This is a genomic window from Leifsonia xyli (assembly GCA_001647635.1).
Taxonomy (GTDB): Bacteria; Actinomycetota; Actinomycetes; order Actinomycetales; family Microbacteriaceae; genus Leifsonia; species Leifsonia xyli_A.
The window spans coordinates 2,838,833-2,852,744 of record CP014761.1 but is presented as its reverse complement, the minus strand read 5'-3'; the positions used below and the strand labels follow the sequence as shown (position 1 = coordinate 2,852,744).

The 13,912-nt window shown below is 71.3% G+C and carries 19 protein-coding genes and 1 pseudogene; 10 read left to right on the top strand and 10 right to left on the bottom strand.

The annotated features are described in order from the left end of the window. Nucleotides 1-3 precede the first annotated feature (3 nt). Both A0130_14080 and A0130_14075 read right to left on the bottom strand, forming a co-directional pair. Nucleotides 4-776 (bottom strand): annotated as a pseudogene (locus A0130_14080) (3-oxoacyl-ACP reductase). Nucleotides 777-814: 38 nt separating this feature from the next. Then, the gene (locus A0130_14075; GenBank protein ANF32644.1) at nucleotides 815-1,255 is read right to left on the bottom strand and encodes a hypothetical protein; all 441 of its coding nucleotides are present in this window, start codon (nucleotides 1,253-1,255) and stop codon (nucleotides 815-817) included. Between the two features lie 82 nt (nucleotides 1,256-1,337). Between A0130_14075 and A0130_14070 the strand changes: the two genes are divergently transcribed. Then, nucleotides 1,338-2,246 carry a polyphosphate kinase 2 gene (locus A0130_14070; protein ANF32643.1) on the top strand — a complete coding sequence of 303 codons (909 nt, stop codon included), beginning with the start codon at nucleotides 1,338-1,340 and terminating at the stop codon, nucleotides 2,244-2,246. Between the two features lie 16 nt (nucleotides 2,247-2,262). Here A0130_14070 and A0130_14065 read toward each other — a convergent pair whose 3' ends face one another. Continuing rightward, a complete protein-coding gene (locus A0130_14065; GenBank protein ANF32642.1) occupies nucleotides 2,263-4,035 on the bottom strand; it encodes a beta-glucosidase in 1,773 nt (590 codons plus the stop codon). Then, nucleotides 4,032-5,336: a hypothetical protein gene (locus tag A0130_14060; protein ANF33461.1), complete on the bottom strand. Its 1,305-nt coding sequence runs from the start codon at nucleotides 5,334-5,336 to the stop codon at nucleotides 4,032-4,034. The genes A0130_14065 and A0130_14060 overlap by 4 nt, the downstream gene beginning before the upstream one ends. 124 nt (nucleotides 5,337-5,460) lie before the next feature. Between A0130_14060 and A0130_14055 the strand changes: the two genes are divergently transcribed. Both A0130_14055 and A0130_14050 read left to right on the top strand, forming a co-directional pair. After that, nucleotides 5,461-6,642, top strand: a complete 1,182-nt coding sequence (locus A0130_14055) for a TetR family transcriptional regulator (protein ANF32641.1) — start codon at nucleotides 5,461-5,463, stop codon at nucleotides 6,640-6,642. 227 nt (nucleotides 6,643-6,869) lie between these two features. Beyond that, entirely contained in the window at nucleotides 6,870-7,325 is a 456-nt protein-coding gene (locus tag A0130_14050) for a hypothetical protein (protein ANF32640.1), read from the top strand. Nucleotides 7,326-7,327: 2 nt separating this feature from the next. Here A0130_14050 and A0130_14045 read toward each other — a convergent pair whose 3' ends face one another. The 3 genes from A0130_14045 to A0130_14035 are packed head-to-tail and all read right to left on the bottom strand — an operon-like array spanning nucleotide 7,328 to nucleotide 8,765. Then, nucleotides 7,328-7,615, bottom strand: coding sequence for a hypothetical protein (locus A0130_14045; GenBank protein ID ANF32639.1), 288 nt, complete (start codon nucleotides 7,613-7,615; stop codon nucleotides 7,328-7,330). Continuing rightward, complete coding sequence (locus A0130_14040; protein ANF33460.1) at nucleotides 7,612-8,205, bottom strand: hypothetical protein; 594 nt, start codon at nucleotides 8,203-8,205, stop codon at nucleotides 7,612-7,614. The genes A0130_14045 and A0130_14040 overlap by 4 nt, the downstream gene beginning before the upstream one ends. Beyond that, nucleotides 8,202-8,765, bottom strand: a complete 564-nt coding sequence (locus A0130_14035) for an RNA polymerase subunit sigma-70 (protein ID ANF32638.1) — start codon at nucleotides 8,763-8,765, stop codon at nucleotides 8,202-8,204. The genes A0130_14040 and A0130_14035 overlap by 4 nt, the downstream gene beginning before the upstream one ends. A gap of 144 nt (nucleotides 8,766-8,909) precedes the next feature. Here A0130_14035 and A0130_14030 point away from each other — a divergent pair, with 144 nt between their 5' ends. The 6 genes from A0130_14030 to A0130_14005 are packed head-to-tail and all read left to right on the top strand — an operon-like array spanning nucleotide 8,910 to nucleotide 11,240. Continuing rightward, the gene (locus A0130_14030) at nucleotides 8,910-9,326 is read left to right on the top strand and encodes an alkaline-shock protein (protein ID ANF32637.1); all 417 of its coding nucleotides are present in this window, start codon (nucleotides 8,910-8,912) and stop codon (nucleotides 9,324-9,326) included. Beyond that, entirely contained in the window at nucleotides 9,323-9,514 is a 192-nt protein-coding gene (locus A0130_14025; GenBank protein ID ANF32636.1) for a hypothetical protein, read from the top strand. The genes A0130_14030 and A0130_14025 overlap by 4 nt, the downstream gene beginning before the upstream one ends. Next, nucleotides 9,511-9,834 (top strand): hypothetical protein, encoded by a 324-nt coding sequence (locus A0130_14020; GenBank protein ANF32635.1) that lies wholly within the window; start codon nucleotides 9,511-9,513, stop codon nucleotides 9,832-9,834. Before A0130_14025 ends, A0130_14020 begins: the two co-directional genes overlap by 4 nt. Then, the gene (locus A0130_14015) at nucleotides 9,831-10,403 is read left to right on the top strand and encodes a hypothetical protein (protein ANF32634.1); all 573 of its coding nucleotides are present in this window, start codon (nucleotides 9,831-9,833) and stop codon (nucleotides 10,401-10,403) included. Before A0130_14020 ends, A0130_14015 begins: the two co-directional genes overlap by 4 nt. After that, entirely contained in the window at nucleotides 10,400-11,029 is a 630-nt protein-coding gene (locus A0130_14010) for a hypothetical protein (GenBank protein ID ANF32633.1), read from the top strand. Before A0130_14015 ends, A0130_14010 begins: the two co-directional genes overlap by 4 nt. A 40-nt stretch (nucleotides 11,030-11,069) precedes the next feature. Beyond that, a complete protein-coding gene (locus A0130_14005) occupies nucleotides 11,070-11,240 on the top strand; it encodes a general stress protein CsbD (GenBank protein ID ANF32632.1) in 171 nt (56 codons plus the stop codon). A gap of 63 nt (nucleotides 11,241-11,303) precedes the next feature. Here A0130_14005 and A0130_14000 read toward each other — a convergent pair whose 3' ends face one another. Then, the gene (locus A0130_14000; GenBank protein ANF32631.1) at nucleotides 11,304-12,311 is read right to left on the bottom strand and encodes a hypothetical protein; all 1,008 of its coding nucleotides are present in this window, start codon (nucleotides 12,309-12,311) and stop codon (nucleotides 11,304-11,306) included. Next, nucleotides 12,311-12,853: a hypothetical protein gene (locus A0130_13995; protein ANF32630.1), complete on the bottom strand. Its 543-nt coding sequence runs from the start codon at nucleotides 12,851-12,853 to the stop codon at nucleotides 12,311-12,313. The genes A0130_14000 and A0130_13995 overlap by 1 nt, the downstream gene beginning before the upstream one ends. A gap of 104 nt (nucleotides 12,854-12,957) precedes the next feature. On the opposite strand from A0130_13995, the gene A0130_13990 reads away from it, so the two are divergent. Further along, a complete protein-coding gene (locus A0130_13990) occupies nucleotides 12,958-13,371 on the top strand; it encodes a hypothetical protein (GenBank protein ANF33459.1) in 414 nt (137 codons plus the stop codon). On the opposite strand, the gene A0130_13985 is transcribed toward A0130_13990, so the two are convergent. After that, nucleotides 13,359-13,850 (bottom strand): hypothetical protein, encoded by a 492-nt coding sequence (locus A0130_13985; GenBank protein ID ANF32629.1) that lies wholly within the window; start codon nucleotides 13,848-13,850, stop codon nucleotides 13,359-13,361. The genes A0130_13990 and A0130_13985 overlap by 13 nt on opposite strands. Between the last annotated feature and the right edge of the window lie 62 nt (nucleotides 13,851-13,912).

Below are 13,912 nucleotides of genomic sequence, written 5' to 3'. Positions count from 1 at the left end.
CCCTCACATCGTCTGGCGCAGGCCGCCGTCGATCACGACGTCGGAACCCGTCAGGTTGCCGAGCAGAGGACTGGCCAGCATCACGGTCAGCGCGGCCACCTCGTCCGGTGTGGTGAAGCGACCCGTCGGCATCGACGCCTCCGCGCCGTGCTTCACGGCGTCGGGGTCGCCGCCCGTGGCCGCCGCGACGGTGCGGGCCACGCCGCCGTCGCCGAGCCACAGATCGGTAGCGACCGGCCCGGGGCTGATCGAGTTCACCCGGATGCCGCGCGGCCCGAGCTCCTTGGACAGCGACTTCGTGAAGCTGAGCAGCGCCGCTTTGGCCGCGCTGTAATCCATGACGAGCGGGTCGGCGAGGATCGCGTTCTCCGAGACGATGTTCACGACCGATCCGCCGTCGGGGATGCGGTCGAACAGCGCGCGCGTGGTCCGCACGGCGGCGAGCGCGTTGAGGGCGTAGGTGCCCGTCCACTGCTCGTCGGTGATGCTGGGGAATCCGCCGGGCCGCGGCGGCGCCGACCCCACGTTGTTGACCAGGAGGTCGACCGGGCCGTCGAGCTGGGCGGCGGCGGCGAGGATGCCGTCCTCTCCCCGAGGTCGGCCTCGACGAGCCGGAAGTCGCCGTCGCGCTCGGCGGCCGCCGTGTCCGGCGTCCCCTTCCGCGCGATCCCGACGACGGAGACGCCCTCCCGGAGGAGGGCGCGGACGATGGCGAGGCCGATGCCGCGGCTGGCGCCGGTGACGACGGCGTGCGTGCCCGAGAGTTGGAGATCCACATCCGGAGGCTAGGCGATGGGCCACCGCGTGGCTAGGGTCAGTCCCGCGTCGGCCCCGGCCAGACGTAGGGGAGGTCGTCCGGGACACCGGGGAAAAGCGGACCGTAGAACTCCGGGTACTTGCGCACCAGGTTGGACTGGTGGCTCCGGTGGAACTCCGGGTCGCCGATCCACGGCGGGAGGTCCAGCTCGTCCTGGCGCAGGTGCTCGACGTCCGGCGCGAACGCCAGCACCTGCGGGCGCACGGTGTCGGCGTGGCCCAGCTCGATCCACGCGTCCGCCGACTCGACCGCGTATTTCGTCAGCGCGGGGAGGTAGCCCCGCCACATCTTCGCGACCGGGTGGTTGCGCCAGCCGTAGCCGGGGACGGTGATCGCCCGCAGCACCTGCAGGGCCTCCACCCGCTGCTTCCCCATCCGCGCGCGGTCCAGCAGGCGCACGCTCTCGGCGAAGGACGGATAGGGCAGGAACGTCTGCACGCCCCCAACGTACCCGCGGGCCCCGGCCGTTCATCCCCGCCGCGTACACTCCGGGCATCGACACCGGCGACCGGGAGGAACCATGGCCGACGAGCTGCCCACCAGCGACCTGCGGGAGTACATCGAGCACCTGCGCTCGGCCGGGTACACGGTCGAGGGCGGCCACACGCCCGACCCCGACCTGATCGACCCGGAGGGCAACCCGGTCTACACGTGGCAGGAGGGGTACCCCTACTCTGAGCGGATGTCGCGCGAGGACTACGAGCTCGAGAAGTACCAGCTCCAGGTCGAGCTCCTGAAGTTCCAGTACTGGCTGGAGGACAACGACCGCCGCGCCGTCATCCTCTTCGAGGGGCGGGACGCGGCCGGCAAGGGCGGCACGATCAAGCGCTTCATGGAGCACCTCAACCCGCGCACCTCTCGCGTCGTCGCGCTTTCCAAGCCCAACAGCCGCGAGAAGGGGCAGTGGTACTTCCAGCGCTACATCGAGCACCTGCCGACGGCGGGCGAGATCGTGATGTTCGACCGGTCCTGGTACAACCGCGCGGGCGTCGAGCGGGTGATGGGATTCGCGACCGACGAGGAGTACGAGCAGTTCATGGCGCAGGCGCCGGCGTTCGAGAAGATGCTCGTCGACTCCGGCATCCACCTCACCAAGTTCTGGTTCTCGGTGTCGCGCACCGAGCAGCGCACCCGTTTCGCGATGCGCCAGCTCGACCCGGTGCGCCGCTGGAAGCTGTCGCCGATGGACATCGCCTCACTCGACAAGTGGGACGAGTACACCGCGGCGAAGGAGGAGATGTTCCGACGCACCGACAAGCGGCACGCGCCGTGGACGATCGTGCGCTCGAACGACAAGAAGCGCGCCCGCGTCAATGCGATGCGCTACTTCCTCAGCCAGTTCGACTACGACGGCAAGGATCCGTCGGTGGCGAAGCGGCCCGATCCGCTCATCGTCATGCGCGGCAAGCGCCTCGACGCCGACGAGTGAGCGGATCGGGCGGCCTTCAGTAGCCGAGCCCGTCGCCGAAGCGGAACAGCGGCTCCGTGGTGTCGAACGGCACGTCGGGACGCGACGCCTCCACCGCGGCCATCGACCGCGGCAGGTCGAACGGCAGCCGGCCCTGCGGCGCGAACCGCCCGGTGAGCACGTCGAGCAGCGCTTCGCCGCTCGCGCCCCAGTTGACCGTGACGGCGGTCGCGGCCTCCACGATCGGCTCCAGGATGGCGGGGCGGTCGGCATAGACGTCGACCACGACCGGCGCGTGAGCGGCGAGCTCGCGGACGTGCGCGATGGTCTCCGCGGGGAAGTCCAGCGAGCCCGCGTGGAACAGGCTCTCGAAGACGGTCTCCCTCTCCTCGAACGGCGCCTGCAGGCGCACGACGATGACGTCTGCCTCGGCGGGTGAGGCGACGACCTCGCCGTAGGCGGCGGCTCGCTCGGGGTCGATGCCCTCGACGTAGAGGCGGGTCGCGGCGGCGAGCGGCAGCACCGGAGCGCCGGGCGTGCCGTTGGAGAGCAGGGTGATGGATGCGCGCTGCGCCCACTCCCCCGCCTCGCGGAACTCGTCGCGGCCGACCACCGCATCCGCCGCATCCACATCCACCAGCGCCGACTCGAACAGGCCGAGCTCGAACTTCTCGCGGAGGATGCGGCGCGCGGACTCGTCGAGCCGTTCCTCCGCGACCTCGCCCGACTCGACCAGCTCGATGAGCAGCTCGGGGCACGCCTCACCGCCGAACTGGTCGGCGCCGGCGTCGAGGATCTTCTTCATCCGCTCGAGCGGCGTGAGGTGCTCGACGCCCCAGGCGCGGGCGGGGAACGGCTGACCGAAGATGTCCGCGTCCGTGATGAGGCCCCAGTCCGTGCACACCACGCCGTCGAAACCGAAGCGCTCCCGCAGCAGCCCGGTGAGCACCGACTTGTTGAAGCCGAAGCCGACCTCCTCGTACGCCGTGCCGACGGGCATGCCGTAGTAGGGCATGATCTGCCGGGTCCCGGCGGCGAGCAGCTCCGCGAAGGGCTTCAGGTGCAGCTCGAACGCGTCGCCCGGGTAGACCTGCTCGCGGCCGTGCGCGAAATGCGGGTCCTCGCCGTCCTTCTGCGGGCCTCCGCCGGGGAAGTGCTTGGTCATGGTGGAGACCGACCCCGGGCCGAAGGCCGCGCCCTGGAAGCCGCGCACGTACGCCGCGCCGAGCCGGCCGGTCAGGTCCGCGTCCTCTCCGAACGTCGCCACCTGCCGTGCCCAGCGGGGCTCGGTGGCGAGGTCGACCTGCGGGTGCAGGGCGACGCGGATGCCGACGGCGACGTACTCCTGCCGGGCGATGTCGCCGAAGCGCTCGACCGTCTCCTCGTCGCGGATCGCCGCGAGCCCCAGCGGCTCCGGCCACTGCGAGAACGGCCCGGAGAGGAACGCGGTGCCCACGTTCTCGGTGAACGAGTGGCGCGGGTCGGTCGAGAGGGTCACCGGGATGCCGAGGCGCGTGGATGCGGCCAGCCGCTGCAGGGCGTTGTGCCACTCCGCGATCTCCCGGGCGGTCTGCGCGCCGCCGATGAGGTTGAAGTGGGTCAGACGCCGCTGCTCGACGTAGTCGACGGCGGAGGGCGTCGAGAACACGGGGTTCGGCTCGGTGAGCTCCCCCATCCCGATCATCGTGTGGAAGAAGAGTCCGGCCTTCTCAGCCAGGGTCATCTCGTTGAGGAGCAGCTCGACGCGCTCGGCGACGGGCAGCTCGGGGTCGAGCCAGGGTCGGGTGGCGGTGGTCTCTGCGATGGTCATTTCACTCCCTTGATCCGGTAGACGAGCACGGCGCCGAGCAGGGCGATGAAGGCGCCGAAGAGGTACCACACCGAGTAGCCGCCGATGGCCGTCGTGGCGCCGAGGGCGATGATCCCCGGGGCGATGGCGGGGGCGATCGACTGCGGCAGGGCGTTGGCGATGTTGAGCACGCCGAGATCCTTGGCGACATCGTCGGGGCTCGGCAGCACCTGGGTGGCCAGGGCGAGGTCGACGGAGAAGAACGAGCCGGCGCCGAGGCCGATGATGGCCTGGGCGGCGATGACGACGCCGATGCTCGGCGCGAACGCGAGGACGACCAGACCGACCACCATGATGAGGCCGGCGGCCGCGACGAACGGGCGGCGCTTGCCGATGCGGTCGGACAGGAAGCCGCCGAGCGGGCTCGAGATCACCATCGCGACGGTCGAGGCCAGGTTGGCGAGCAGGATGGTCGTGATCGCGCCCTGCTCGTCCAGCTTGAACTTCTCGGTGAGGAAGAACGGCAGGAAGGTGGCGATGCCCGCGTAGCCGAACATGACGAAGAACTTGGTGAGCCAGGTCCAGCCGAAGTCGCGGTGCTTGACCGGGTTGAACACGAACGAACCGAAGAACTGGCCGATGGTGAAGCGCTGGCGCGGCTTCTCGCCGAGGCGGCGGTCCTTCAGAACGAGGATGAAGACCACGCAGAGCGCGAGCGCCAGCAGCGCGGGCACGACGAACCGGAGCACGTCGTCGCTGATGAAGGTGATGAGGAAGCTGCCGCCGAGGATCGCGAGCGGCGTGGTGGCGCCGACGATGCCGGAGACCTTGCCGCGGCTCGGGCCGGGCACCTGGTCCGGGAGCGTAGCGTTGGCCGCCGCGAGGACCGCGTTGAACGCCGCCTGCGCGAGGCACCAGCCGATGAGCACGACCCACAGGGAGGTGGCGACGCCGATCAGCGCGAAGGCGCCGAGGCCGACGATGCTGCCGCCGAGAATCCACGGGCGCCGCATCCCGAAGCGGGAGGTGGTGCGGTCGGAGAGGCGCCCGGCGAGCGGGTTGGCGACCAGCGCGAAGAGGGCGCCGACGCCGAGGATGAGGCCGAGCTGTCCGGTCGCCTCGCCGGTCGAAGAGGTGAGGTGCTGCACCTTGAACGCCATCGAGACGAGCACGGGCGTGAGCAGGGCGAGCAGCACGCCGAAGTTCACGGCGGCGAGCCCCGGCGTATACCCGCGCGGGGTGCGCGGTGGGGTGGTGCCGGGCGCCTTGATACCCGTGGTTCCCGTGTAGGCCGCGGTCGCCGCGGGAGACAGCTCTGTCATCATCGGTCCTTTCGTGTCGTCCGCTTTGACGATGGGCGCCAGCATACACACAAAAACGACCGCGTGGTAACTGAAATCCGACCGTGCGGTAATCTCACTACGATGGTGCCGAGGGAGGTGCTCCATGACGTCGGTCGTCGATGGGACGCGCTTCGCGCGCGCCGCGGCCACCCGCCAGGCGATCATCACCGCCGCCGCGGAGCTCTTCGCCCAGCAGGGCTACCGCTTCGTCTCCCTCCGCGAGATCGCCGTCCGGGCGGGCATCTCGCACCCCGCCGTCCTCAAGCACTTCGCTGACAAGGAGGAGCTGCTGGCCGAGGTCGCGAAGCGCTACGACCGGGCGCCCGCGGCGGAGGGGTGCGACCCGTTCTTCGCCGCCCTGACGGGCGAGGCCTCCGTACCGCCGCATCCACTGCACGGATGGATGCGCGATCGGCTGGCCGCCGCAGTCGCCGAGCGCACTCGGGAGCTGGCGGAGGGGCGCCTGGGTGACGGGCGCGACCCGGGGGCCGAGGCCACCCGCCTCGTCGCCGCGCGGGCCGGCCTCCGGATACTCCACCGCTACCTGCCCGAGCGGGTGGACGTCGGCAGGGCGCTCGACGCGCACGGACGGCTGATCGCGCGTCCAGCCGGCTGGCGCACCCCCGGCGACGAGCGCCGTGGATCCGCCGCGCCGCCAGGACCGTCCCTGCCCCCGCTCATCGAGGACGAGCCCGAGGCGCCCGCCGGCTACCGCACCGGCCGAGCCCGCCGCGCCGCGATCGTCGACGACGCGATGACGCTGTTCGCCCGCGAGGGCTACGGAGACACCAGCCTGCAGGACATCGCCACCCGCGTAGGCGTCTCGAAGTCGGCGCTCTACCACCACTTCCCGTCAAAGGACGCGCTGCTCCTGGCGGTGCTCCGGGAACGCGACCACCGCATTGACGACACGGTCGCGGACTCCCCCGCCCGCAGCGCGGCAGAGGTCCTCCGCGGCTTCGCGGACGCCGCCGCGGCGAACGAGCGCGACCAGCCCGGCCTGATCGAGCTCTACGCCGTCATCTCGTCCGAGGCGACGGTCGCCGACCATCCCGCCCACGCGCACTTCGAGCACCGCTTCGCGCAGGCCCTCGACGGCTTCACCGCGATGTTCCAGTCGGCGCAGGACGCGGGCGACCTGCCCGCACACCGGGACCCGGCGCACGAGGCGCTGTGGGTGCTCGCGCTGTGGGACGGCGTGCAGTACCTGTGGCTGTACGACCAGGGGTCGGTGGATGTCGCCGGGGCGTTGCGTACACACCTCACGGACGTGCTGCCGGGGTGACGCGCCGCCGTTCCCTAAAATCACCCCCGAACGGGTGTCCCCACTTCAGTGGACACGGCCCTAGACTCAACACACCCTCCGGAACCCGAAACTCCGGTCGGTATGCCACTGCCGAAGTCGCTCACCCGGGCGACTGACCCGCCCGTTATTGGTCGCGTTCGGTGGCGCGTTGGGGGAACGCTATGCTGACGCGCGCGCGGACGCCTCGTGGAAAGTGCCCGACTTCCATGTTCCGTATGCTCAACCCTGTCCTGTCCGGCCGCCCGTTGGCGGTGCTCGGCGCCGCTCCCTCGGGGAGCTGGATCGCCGTCACCTCGCGGAGTGTCGCTCCGCAGCCTCACGTCGTGGAGAGCGAAGCCTCCGTGGAGGCGGTCGCCGAAGCCCTGTTCGAGGTGGTCCCGGTCAGCGACCGCTCGACCGTGCCGCTGGTCGGCTGGCTGGCCGACGCGTCCGACGACGAGAGCCTGGACGCGTTCTTCGCGTTCCAGGGCTCCGCTCGCGACGCCGAGCGCCGCGCCCTGGAGATGGGACGGCTCGTCGAGCTGCCCGAAGATCCGTGGTCGGGCGTCTCAGCGGTCATCACCGTGCCGTCCGAGGCGGATTTCGCCTTCTTCGTCTGCATCGGCGAGGGCGAGCACATCCCGGCGCCCCTGTTCCGCCGGGCGCACGAGCTGGCCGCCTGAGCTCAGGCGTCGATGCCGGCCGCCGTGACCTCGATCACGGCGTCCGGCATCCCGGCGTCGACCGCCCACGCCCGGGCGACCTCGTAGACGCGGCGGCAGACCTGCGCTGCCGTGTTCTCGGGCGCCACTCCGAGACGGATGCGGATCCGCTCGCCGCTGATCGCCACGTCCTCGCCCGCGCCGGCCACCCTCCCGATCAGCGAGCCGGCCGGGTACAGCCGAGCGACACCGGGCACCGCGGCGACCGCCGCCGCCAGCGTCGTCCCGGTTCGCACGTCCCCGTCGCTCATGGGCGCTCCTCCTCCGGCTCGCGGTCCCGCACATCCGTCACCGTGACATCCACCGCCGCGACCGTCAGCTCGGCGTGGCGGGCGAGTTCGGCGACGACCGCCTCCCGCATCCTCCGGGCGAGCTCGGCGAACGGCTCGCCGTAACGCACGGAGATCTCCACGTGCACGTCGACCGGTGCGCCGAGCGTCTCGACGTCTCCGTCGATCCGCGTGCGTCCGACGATCACGCCGTCGATGCCGTCGCCGACACCGCGGATCAGGGCGCGCACCGCGCCCTCGGTGAGCGCGAGATCGGCTGCGGGGTCGGGGTGGGCGACCGGGATGCGCCGGCCGGCCTGCACGTCCAGTCGGATGCCATCGAGGATGCGCGCCACCCACCCGTCGTCGGCCGGCCGGTTCGCGGCGTCGGCCTCCAGCATGGTGCGGGTGGTGCGGCTGAGCCGCTCCAGCGCCTCGAGCGCCGCACGGCATTCGGCGGACCCTTCGATCGCCGGATCCACCGGAGTGCGGCCGCGCGCGAGGTAGTCGCTCAGCTCGTCGAGGGTGTGGCCGTCGATCATGTCGTCGCCGGGGAGGAGCGGATCGGTCATCGCCATCCCTCCATCGCCTCGAGCAGCCGCCGTCGTCCACGCGCCAGCTGGCCGCGCACCGTCGACACCGGGAGGTCCAGCTCCTGCGCGATCTCCTCGTAACTGTACTGCCCGACTTCGCGCAGCACCCAGCACCTCCTCTGCAGCGCGGGCAGCTCGTCGAGCGCCCGCCCGAGCGCCTCGTTCGCGGTCCGCACCTCGGCGAGGTGGTCCGGACTCTGGTCGGCCGGGGCGGCGGCATCCACCTCGGTCACATCGTCGTAGTCGTGGCGCGCGCGGATGCGGTCGATGCAGCGGCGGCTGAGGATGCGCATCAGCCACGCCTTCACCGCCGCGCCCTCGTGCAGCTCACCGAGCCGCTTCCAGGCCGTGACGAAGGTCTCCTGGACCACGTCGTCGGACTCGTAAGTCGACCCGAGCATCCGTGCCGCGTACGCGCGCATGAGCGGAGCGTGCCGCCGCACGATCACCTCGAAGGCGACCGTGTCGCCGTCCGCCGCGCGCCCGGCGAGGATATCGTCGCTCGCCTGCGACAGGGCGTGGACATCGGGCCGGGTCACCCCTGTGACACTACCCGCGATTCTGTTAGAACGGTTAGTAACTAGCCGATCTAGGTTTTTGAGTGATCTCACAGGTGAGGGGCGTGACGAACCGGCGCCCCGGCTCGTCATAGAGCCGTAAGTCACCGAACGGAAGGAAACGACATGGCCACCACGACCACCGGCACCACCACCCCGACCACCGACGCGGTCCTCGGCAAGACGGTCATCAACGACGCCGTCGTCGCCAAGGTCGCCGGCATCGCAGCCCGCGAGGTCCCCGGCGTCCACGCGCTGGGTGGCGGAGCAGCCCGGGCGCTCGGCGCCCTCCGCGACGCGATGAACGCCACCGACCTCGGTCAGGGCATCAGCGTCGAGGTCGGCGAGAAGCAGGTGGCCGCCGACGTGACGATCGTCGCGGAGTACCCGGTCGCCCTGCAGAAGGTCGCCTCCGACGTCCGCGCCGCCATCGTTCAGGCGATCGAGCGCATCGTCGGCCTCGAGGTCACCGAGGTCAACGTGACCGTGAACGACGTCCACGTCCCCGGCGACGACGACGAGCAGGAGGCGCGAGTCCAGTGACCCGGTCCATGTTCGGCGTCCTGATCGGCGGCGCCCTCGCCGTCGTCTGGGCCGCCTTCGGCTTCTGGGTCTTCGTCGGCACGGCCGTGGCGATGCTGATCGGGTACCTGGTCGCACGCCTGCTCGGCGGCGACCTCGACCTCGCCCGCGTCGCCGACGCCCTGCGCGGACGGCGTTCGTCGTCATGACGGCCGGGCGGGACCGCTTCGCGGCGGTGGCGCTCGAGCATCTCGCCCGGGCGGTCGCCGCCGACGAGCTCGGCGTCGCGCTCCGCGAGGTCCGGGTCCGGGTCCGGGATGCGCGGGGCGCGCTCGCGGTGCGGGTCGCGTCGCCCGTCCCCCTCCCGTCTCTCGCCGAGGGCGGCGGCGACCGGATGCCCGTCACCGCCGCCCTCACCGAGGCCGGCGGGCTCATCCGGGCGCGTCTCGGCGAGCTCACCGGCCTGGAGGTGGCGAGTGTCGACATCCGCGCCACCACCGCAGACATCAGAGAGAGGAGGGTCCGATGAACCAGCTCGAAGCGCGCATCGTGCGACGCGAGACGCATTCGCCGCGCACGACGGCCGCGGTCGTCGTCGCGCTCCTCCTCATCGTGGCCACGGTGTACCTGGCCACGGAATCCGTGCTCCAGCTGCTGGGCCTGCGCCCGCTGCTGGTCGCGCCGCGCACGATCGCCGAGGCCGTTCCGGCCACCCCCTCCGCCGGGGCCCCGGTGCTGATCGTCGCGGCGCTGGCGTCGGGGCTGGTCGGCCTCTGGCTGGTGGCGCTCGCCATCCTGCCCGGCCGCCGGCCCCGGCGCCGCCTGGAGGCCGCGACGGTCGCGGTGGTCGCGGACGACGAGATGCTCGCGTCCGGGCTGGCCCGTCGCGCCGCCCGCACCGCCCGCGTCTCCCCCGACGCCGTCAACGTCTCGCTCGGCCGGCGCAGCGCCGTCGTCCGCCTGGTCCCGGTCTCCGGGATGCGGATCGACCGCGACGAGGTCCGCCGTGCGGTCGGCGAGGAGTTCGCCGAGTCGGGCGCCGGGCGTCCCCCGAAGGTCTCCGTGCTCATCGCAGCGACAGGAAGGGTCGGATCGTGAACAACAGCAATCGTGCGCTGAACCGCATCCTGCTGGCCATCGTGGGTCTCGCCGGCCTCGCCGCATCGGCGGCCGCCGTCGCGCTGCTCGTCGTGCCCGGCTTGACCGCCGGATGGATGACCGCCGGACGTGAGATCGTCCGCACCGCGGACACGCTGTTCGGGACGCCGCTCTGGGCCGGGACGACCGTCAGCCTCGCCGCGGCGATCGGCCTCGCGCTGGCGCTGGTGTTCGTCCTGCTGCTGGTCGCGTTCATCCTGCGCCAGGGCCGCGGCGGAACGTCGACCGTCCTCACGCTCCACGGCGACGACGGCTCCATCGAGGTCGACGCCGCCGTCCCGTCCGCCCTGCTCGACGACCGCCTGTCGGGCGTTCCCGGCGTCGCGGGCGTGAGCGTGAGCGCGTACCGCGTCCGCGCGCAGCCGGTGTTGAAGGTCACCGTCCGCTGCCGCCGCGGCGCCTCGGCCCGGATCGTCGCCGACGCGCTGGACGACGCCGTCGTCCGGATGCAGGAGGCACTGGGCGCCCCCGTTCCCGTGTTCGCGCAACTGGTCGGCGGCTTCCGGGCCCGCCTGGCGCCGGCCGTCCGCGTCGACACGTCCACGAGCACCGTCCGGTCCTCGTGATCCCCGGTAACACCCGCACCACAACTGGAAGGAGACAGCCATGAGCGCTGACGACAAGATCAAGAACGCCGCCCAGAACCTGAAGGGCAAGGCCGAGGAGGCCATCGGCAAGCTGACCGGCGACGACGCGAAGGTCGCCGAGGGCAAGGCCGACCAGACGGCCGCGAAGGCCAAGAACCTCGGCGAGGACGTCAAGGACGCCTTCAAGTAATCCTGGGGGTGATGACGGCGGATGCTGCGCGAGCGCGGCATCCGCCGTCGTCGTCCGTCCGGATCAGCGGGACTCGACCGCGTCGTCGGCTCGGCGCAGCACGTTCTCGGCGCGCCGGGCTCCGAGGCGGACGGAGCTGACCAGCACCAGGGAACGACCCGCGACGAGGAGGATGACCACCGTGACCAGCACCACGAGCAGCCACGCGACGATCTGCCAGCCGGGGAAGCCCACGACCGCCAGCCACTGCATCCCGTAGCCTCCCGCGGCCGCGAGAGGGAACGTGAACGACCAGAAGCCGAGTGAGAACGGCAGGGCCCGGTAGCGCGGGATGAGGGCTAACTGCTGCAGCGCCATGAGCACGAGAAGGCCGAGCAGTGCGGTCGACACGAGGTCGGCGCGCTCGCCGTTGATCGTGAACCAGGCGGTTCCGGCGACCGCCGGCGGTGCCAGCAGGATCGCGCAGGTCGGGGTGAGAGCGGCAGGCAGCGGCGGGAAGAACGCGAGTCGCGCCAGCAGGACGGTCGAGATGACGACCCAGAAGAAGACGCCGACCGCGAAAGCGCCGATCGCGAGCCCCGGCAGCCCGATCTTGAACGACGTGGTCGCTGCGATGAGGCCCGCGGCGACCGTCGGCAGCAGGTAGCCGCCGTGAAACGCCTCGGGCGGAAGGCTTCCCGCGTGCCAGAACGCCAGGATCCACCCGGCGAACACAGCTGCGACGACGAGGGATGCGATGACGAGCACCGCGCCTGCCCACGGCACGAAACGGTAGAGGTCGGCCCCGATCAGCATCCCGACGACCGGGACGAGCGCGGCGATCGGTCCCTGCGCGGGATGCCGTAGCTGCGAGGCCAACGACTCGGAGCTCTTGGCACCCCGCCGCAGGTGCGCGACGATCAGCCAGGCCCAGGCGACCACCACGACGCCCCACAGCACCTGGCCGACGACGTCGGTCACGCCGAGCAGTCGCCCGGCGGTCGTCCACACCGCCGCGAGGCCCGCCAGCCCGAACGCGATGGCCAGGGTGTTGAGCGGTATGCGCTTGGCGGTGCGTGCGCCTACGGTCATCACGCCACCTCCCTCAGGGTCGGCGCGCCCAGCAGCTCGCCGAACGCGCCTGCCAGCTCACGGAGCTCCTCGTCGTCGAGGTCGCGCACGCCGTGGACGACGAGCGGCGGCCGCCAGTGCATGCCCAGCCGGTGCGCGGTCGCCTTCAGCGGCGCCAAGATCGCGTCGTATTCGAAGCTGTGGAGTTCGCCGGTCCGGTAAGCCGCCTCGGCCCCGCCGGTGGTGGTGACCACACGGAGAGTCTTTCCAGCGAGTGCCCCCGCGCCTCCGGTCCCGTAGGCCCACCCGCGCACGAGCACCTCGTCGAGCCAGCGCTTCAGCGGCGCCGGCGTCGAGTACCAGTAGGTCGGATAGAGCAGCACGATGTCGTCGGCCGCGGTGAGGGCGGACTGCTCGGCGGCCACATCGGGTCCGCCGTCCGGATAGAGCTCGGTGAGGATGCGGATGTCGACACCGGGGACGCGCTGCGCCTCCTCGACGAGAGCGGCGCTGACGCGCGAGACGGTGAGGTCGGGGTGTCCGACGATGAGAGCGATGCTCACAGGAATGGTTCCTTTCGTAGGAGCAGGAGCGTAGCGTGTCGTGCCTAACCTGTCAAGTCTGTTATAGTGGTTAGGTGATCGAGAGCGAGGAGCGCCTGCTGGCGATGCTGAACAGTGCGCCGATGATCGAGGGCCGTGTGGTCGAGACCCTCGACGACCCGCGGATGGTCCGCGTGCGCGATCGCCTGCAGGCCGTGATCCGCGGCGACGCGGACGCCACCACCCTCGCGCCGTACCTGAGAGGCGTGAAGCAGCGCCCGACGCTGACTCCCGACGGGATCGAATGGGAGCTCGAGTCGCCGGCCGACGGCGCGGAGTACTCCGGCCTGGTGCTCGAGTGGGCGCGACTCCAGGAGGAGTCGCCCGGTCGGCTGCGACCGTGCGCGAACCCGGAGTGCACCAAGTTCCTGATCGACCACAGCAAGCCCAACACCGCACGCTGGTGCTCCATGGCGACGTGCGGCAACCGGATGAAGGCCCGCCGCCATTACGCCCGCCGCTCCGCTCAGGATGCCTGAGCGGGATGCCGGGCCACGTCCCGTCGCACCAGTGCCCGCAGGATCAGGACGCCGACCACGACGCCGAGTACGGCGACTGTGATCGTCACCGGGGGCGGCATCCCGAGGTCGATGGCCGCGACGATGCAGAAGCCGTCGAACAGTGAGATCATCACGAAGCCGACATGGCCGATGAACGACTTCCGCCACCGGGCCGGCTTCCGGATCAGCGTGCGCCACGCCTGCACCGTCCGGACCATCAGGTAGACAGCGAGCACGGCCAGGATCGCGAAGGCGATGCGCTTCGTGGTGGGCAGACCCGGCCAGTCGAGCAGCACCACGGCGATCAGACACACCATCGCCGCGAGCGTGCACCAGCAGAAGGCGGCGAACCGCGCCGAGCGCTCCGACTCCGGCAGGGCGGCGAGGAGAAGGCACCCGAGCACGAACGAGGCGACGGCCAGCCCCGCGTGCAGGAGGATCAGGATCGTATGCACCATCGGGCGGGGACGATACTCCGGGGAGGCGGCCCGGTGCCATACCCGGGTCGTACGGCCCCCCT